This window comes from Streptomyces sp. CO7 (assembly GCF_053474865.1).
The window spans coordinates 157264-161997 of the sequence record NZ_JBRIOU010000009.1 but is presented as its reverse complement, the minus strand read 5'-3'; the positions used below and the strand labels follow the sequence as shown (position 1 = coordinate 161997).

The 4734-nt window shown below is 73.7% G+C and carries 6 protein-coding genes; 4 read left to right on the top strand and 2 right to left on the bottom strand.

Translation table 11 applies throughout. From position 1 onward, the window contains the following. Window positions 1-25 precede the first annotated feature (25 nt). Both ACOV8S_RS27310 and ACOV8S_RS27305 read right to left on the bottom strand, forming a co-directional pair. On the bottom strand, window positions 26-1075 hold the full coding sequence (locus tag ACOV8S_RS27310; RefSeq protein ID WP_448321072.1) for a DUF6745 domain-containing protein: 1050 nt from the start codon (window positions 1073-1075) through the stop codon (window positions 26-28). Window positions 1076-1134: 59 nt separating this feature from the next. Beyond that, a complete protein-coding gene (locus tag ACOV8S_RS27305; protein ID WP_351116085.1) occupies window positions 1135-1461 on the bottom strand; it encodes a hypothetical protein in 327 nt (108 codons plus the stop codon). Window positions 1462-1647: 186 nt separating this feature from the next. Between ACOV8S_RS27305 and ACOV8S_RS27300 the strand changes: the two genes are divergently transcribed. From ACOV8S_RS27300 to ACOV8S_RS27285, 4 genes are all read left to right on the top strand, one after another. Beyond that, window positions 1648-2601: an STM4015 family protein gene (locus tag ACOV8S_RS27300; RefSeq protein ID WP_448321071.1), complete on the top strand. Its 954-nt coding sequence runs from the start codon at window positions 1648-1650 to the stop codon at window positions 2599-2601. A gap of 8 nt (window positions 2602-2609) precedes the next feature. Then, complete coding sequence (locus ACOV8S_RS27295) at window positions 2610-2756, top strand: hypothetical protein (RefSeq protein ID WP_448321070.1); 147 nt, start codon at window positions 2610-2612, stop codon at window positions 2754-2756. Next, window positions 2737-3936: an STM4014 family protein gene (locus ACOV8S_RS27290; protein WP_448321069.1), complete on the top strand. Its 1200-nt coding sequence runs from the start codon at window positions 2737-2739 to the stop codon at window positions 3934-3936. Before ACOV8S_RS27295 ends, ACOV8S_RS27290 begins: the two co-directional genes overlap by 20 nt. A gap of 7 nt (window positions 3937-3943) precedes the next feature. After that, window positions 3944-4734: STM4013/SEN3800 family hydrolase (locus ACOV8S_RS27285; RefSeq protein WP_448321068.1), on the top strand; the 791-nt coding region annotated here is incomplete at its 3' end.

The window sequence follows — 4734 nt, the reverse complement described above, 5'->3', positions numbered from 1 at the left end:
GGCCGTGCCCGGGCCGCGCCGACGCTCAGGTCTGGCGGAGGGGTTCGTACGCCTCCTCGGCGAGGCCGAACGTCCAGGCGACGCCCTCACGGGCGGTCCGGGTCCGCGGCGGAACCCGCAGCCAGTACGTGCGGAACATCCCGTCCGGCTCCGGCGTCGAGTTCACCACCTCGACCATCACCACCGGCTCGTCGTCCACCAGGTCGATGCGCCACAGCACCCCCGCCTCGTCCCGGTGCAGCGGCCGCGCGCCGGAGTCGGCGAGGTAGCGGTCGTAGCCGTAGTGCTCCAGCATCACCCGCCGCAGCTCCGCGTTCTCCTCGCCGCGTATCCGCTCCGGCGTGAGTGACGGCAGCTCCACCAGGAACGCGGCGGGCACCGGCATGCCACGCCAGGCGTACAGCGCGAACCCGTCCGGGTAGGCGAGCGCAGGGCCGTCGCCGCTGTCGAGCCGCCCGTTCTCGTCCCGGTGCAACTCCACCGGACGCTCGCAGATCACCGCGGCGTTCTCGTAGGGCCACCACCAGCCGGCTGCGCCCGCCACCGCCGCCACCCCGTCCAGCGGAGCGCGGTCCGTGTCGAAGGCGGACAGCCAGGCCGCGTCGTGCTGGCCGAGCACCGCGTCGAGGAGCAGCAGGCGTATCCGGGTCCGTGACGCCGCGTCGTCCCCGGCCAGTTCGTCGGTCAGCGCCGCGGCGATCCGCTCGGTGAGCAGGCGGGTGGTCTCCCACAGCAGTCCGCCCGTCGCCGCCCAGTGGGCGCCCCAGCCGGCCGGCCCCAACGCGGCGCCCAGCCGGGCGCGTTCGGCCGCCCAAGGGGCCGTGCGTACGGCGTCGCGCACGCTGCGCCCCAGCCCTTGCGAGGCCGGCAGCAGGGTCACGGCCTCGCGCGGCGAGCCGGCCCACACGATCCGCTCCGGTCCCAACAGTCCGGCCCTGCGGTAGGCGAGGCGCACGCCCTCCTCCGCCGCGGCGCGGTCCGCCGGACCCGTCCGTGCCGCCGTGCGGCGCCATCGCTCCACGCCCCCGGCCGTGATCACCTCGCCGGTCGTCGTCGCGTCGTTCGTCATCGTCATCTCCCCGCCCCTTGGCGCCACTTGACCCTGCCGTTCCGCCCGGTGCTCCCGGTCCCGCCTCAGTCCGCCACCAGCCGCACGGAACCCGGCACGTACTCCCGCTGCCTGATCACCCGGTACCAGCCCTTCGGCAGGGGTATCGCCGCGTGCTCCTCGTGCACGACCCGTCCCCCCTCCGGGAGATGGAGCAGCAGCGGGCCGAACGGGCCGCTCTCGCGCACCAGCCGGCCCGCGCCGACCACCGCGTGGGCGTGGCCGGTCACCTCGCCCAGCGCGAGCACCAGCCGCCCCCGGCCGTCCCTCGCCTCGCCCGGCGCGTCCACCGCCTGACGCGGCACCGCCTCGGCGGCCACGGGCACGATCAGCACGTCTCCCTGCCGGTACACAGAGCTCTCCCCTCGACTCCGCGCCGGGGCCGTCGCCCGGACACGTCTTCGACAGTAGGAGCCGCCACCGACAACGCACCGTCGCGGAACATCCCCGCCGTCGTCACTGTCGGTGGCGCTTGGTAGAACTTCCGGCAGGGCGGCAATTCAGCTGTTCGAACCGGGGACCGTCAGGGGAGCGCGCGCATGACCGTCAACCACCATCTCGACGAGCTGTACGGCCTGCCCTCGTTCACCTTTCCGGAGGCCGGGCAGGAGAGCGCGCTGCCCGAGCCGGAGACCGTCGCCTGGCGCCTCTCCGTCGACGTCTACGACGCGGACGAGGAGTGGCAGCAGGTGTTCGCCCGGTTCGCCGCGACGGTGGACCTGACCCGTGTGCGCGCCCTGATCGTCGGCGCGTGGAACGACGCGTACGAGAAGTCCAGCAAGGAGATCGTCGAAGCGATCGTGGCGGCCCGCGACCGGCTCCCCGCTCTGCGCGCCCTCTTCCTCGGCGACATGACGAGCGAGGAGTCCGAGATCTCCTGGATCATCCAGTCGGACGTCACCCCGCTCCTGGAGAACTTCCCCGCACTGCGCTGGTTCGGCGTACGCGGAGGCAGCGGCCTCGTCTTCCCGCCCGTACGTCACGAGGCGCTGGAGACGCTGGTGGTGGAGACCGGCGGCCTCGGCGTCGAAGTGGTGCGCGGCATCGCGGCGAGCGACTTCCCGGCGCTGGAGAACCTCGACCTGTGGCTGGGGTCCGAGATGTACGGCGGTGACGCCGAACCCGGCGACCTGGAACCGATCCTGGCCGGCACCCGGCTGCCCTCGCTGCGGTACCTCGCGCTGCGCAACAGCGTCATCCAGGACCGGATCGCCGAGGCGCTGGCCGGCGCCCCGGTCGTCGCCCGGCTGGACGTGCTGGACCTCTCCATGGGCACCCTGACGGACGAGGGGGCGGCCGCGCTGCTGGCGGGCCAGCCGCTCACCCACCTCAGGAAGCTGGACCTGCACCACCACTACCTGGGCTCGGACCTGAGGGCCCGTCTCCGGCAGACGCTCGAACCGGCAGGCGTCGAACTCGACCTCGACGAGGACGACGCCGAGTCCTACGAGGACGAGGGCGAGGTCCACCGCTACATCGCCGTGGCCGAGTGAGCCCGGCCGTGACCTTCCGCTCCGACCATCTCCATCGCTTCCACGGCCTGCCGGTCTTCGCGCTCCCCGCCCCGGGGCAGGGCGACGGACCCTTCCCCTCCCCGTACCTGGTGGCCCGGCGCCTGTCGGAGCGTCATGTCTTCGTCGCCGAGTGACCGCCCCACCCGGTTCGCGGTGGTCGGCAACCCGGAGAACCGGCGGGTCGCCCTCTTCGCGGCGGCGGTGCGCGAGGCCGGGCTGCCCGCGCCGCGGGTGGTGCCGTGGCTGGACGTCCTGCGAGACGGCGGGGCGCGGTTCTCCGCCGAGGAGACCGTCCGGCTCGACTCGCCGGGCGAGAACCCGGAGGTCGACCGGATCCTGCGGGGCGTCGACGATCCCGCCAGGGTCGAGGGTTCCGCACGCTGGTACCGGTACTTCACCGCCGCCACCCGCACACTGACCGGCGGCCGCAGGCTCGACGACGACGCCGAACTCGCGGTCCTCTTCGACAAGCGCCGCTGCCACGCCGTGCTGCGCGAGGCCGGGGTCCCGGTACCCGCGTCGCCCACCTCCGGCCCGGACGCGCCGCCGGTCCGCGGCTGGGACGACGTGCGGACGCTGATGCGTCAGCACGGCATGCCCAGGGTCTTCCTCAAGCTCGCCCACGGCTCGTCGGCCTCCGGGGTGCTGGCGATCGAGACCGCCTCCGGCGGCCGGATCCGCGCCACCACCTCGGTGGAACGCGCCGGTGACGGGCGGCTGTTCAACTCGCTGCACCTGCGACGCCACGACGACGAGCGGGAGATCGCCGCCGTGGCCGACACGCTGGCCCCCGACGGACTCCACCTGGAGCGCTGGGTGCCCAAGGCGGCCGTCGACGGCCGGACCTGCGACCTCAGGGTGGTGGTCGTCGCCGGGCGCGCCACCCACGCCGTGGTGCGCACCAGTCGGTCGCCCTTGACCAATCTCCACCTCGGCGGCGAGCGCGGTGACCTGGCCGCCGTGCGCACAGCCGTCGAGGCCGCCGGCGGAGACTTCGCCGACCTGCTCGCCGTCTGCGAGCGGGCCGCCGCCTGCTTCCCCCGCACCCTCTGCGTGGGCGTCGACCTGCTGCCCGCCGTCGGCTGGCGACGCTTCACCGTCGGCGAGGTCAACGCCTTCGGCGACCTGCTGCCGCGCCTCACCGGACTGCCCGGCAGCGGCGCCGAGGGACTGGACACCTACGCCGCCCAGATACGTGCCGCCCGGCACGCCACAACGCCTTCCGCACCACCGCACGGAACGCCCCCCGCACCACCGCACAGCACGAGGAACCTCCATGCCCCCGCAGCCACAGCCACAGCCGCTCCTCGCTGAGCCGGACATGAACGAGATCGTCGGCAGCCACGACCTGCTGATGGTCACCCTGGACACCCTCCGGTACGACGTGGCCGTCGAACTGGCCGAAGCCGGGCGCATCCCGAACCTCGCCCGCCACCTCCCCGGCGGGCGGTGGGAGGAGAGGCACGCGCCGGGGAGTTTCACCTACGCCTCCCACCAGGCGATGTTCGCCGGTTTCCTCCCCACGCCCGCCCGGCCCGGCCCTCACCCGCGGTTGTTCGCCGCCCGGTTCGCGGGCAGCGAGACCACGGCCTCGCGCACCTTCGTGTACGACACCCCCGACCTGGTCTCCGGACTGGCCGGGGCGGGGTACCACTCGGTGTGCGTGGGCGGGGTCGGCTTCTTCAACAAGCAGGGGCCGCTCGGGTCCGTGTTGCCGGGCCTGTTCGCCGAGTCGCACTGGGAGCCGGAGTTCGGCGTGCCCTCGCCGACCTCCTTCGAGGCCCAGGTGGCCTGCGCCGAGAAGGCGGTGGCCCGGCTCCCGCAGGAGCGACGGCTGTTCCTCTTCCTCAACGTCTCGGCCCTGCACCAGCCCAACTGGTTCCACCTGCCCGGGTCCACCCGGGAGGACGGGGACACCCGGGCCAGCCACGCCGCGGCCCTGGAGTACGTGGACCGGCACATCGGCCGTCTCTTCGCCGCCATGAGCAGCCGCCGCCGTTGCTTCGCGATCGTCTGCTCCGACCACGGGACCGCCTACGGGGACGACGGCTGGACGGGTCACCGTCTCGGCCACCCCGTGGTGTGGACCGTCCCCTACGCCCACTTCTTCCT

Excerpts from the sequence above, each read along its gene's own strand:
- ACOV8S_RS27300 (WP_448321071.1), top strand. The coding sequence starts at position 1,648 with ATGACCGTCAACCACCATCTCGACGAGCTGTACGGCCTGCCCTCGTTC.
- ACOV8S_RS27290 (WP_448321069.1), top strand. The coding sequence starts at position 2,737 with ATGTCTTCGTCGCCGAGTGACCGCCCCACCCGGTTCGCGGTGGTCGGC.
- ACOV8S_RS27310 (WP_448321072.1), bottom strand. The coding sequence starts at position 1,075 with ATGACGATGACGAACGACGCGACGACGACCGGCGAGGTGATCACGGCC.